At 53.5% G+C, this 256-nt stretch carries 1 rRNA gene; it reads right to left on the reverse strand.

What is annotated here, in order from left to right:
- Positions 1–256, reverse strand: a 16S ribosomal RNA gene (locus M8318_RS00075); the annotation flags it as partial.

Below are 256 nucleotides of genomic sequence, written 5' to 3' on the forward strand. Positions count from 1 at the left end.
AGGTCGCTTCTCTTTGTATGCGCCATTGTAGCACGTGTGTAGCCCTACTCGTAAGGGCCATGATGACTTGACGTCATCCCCACCTTCCTCCAGTTTATCACTGGCAGTCTCCTTTGAGTTCCCGGCCTAACCGCTGGCAACAAAGGATAAGGGTTGCGCTCGTTGCGGGACTTAACCCAACATTTCACAACACGAGCTGACGACAGCCATGCAGCACCTGTCTCAGAGTTCCCGAAGGCACCAAAGCATCTCTGCT

The sequence above is a fragment of the Leclercia tamurae genome (assembly GCF_025566055.1).
GTDB lineage: Bacteria > Pseudomonadota > Gammaproteobacteria > Enterobacterales > Enterobacteriaceae > Enterobacter > Enterobacter tamurae.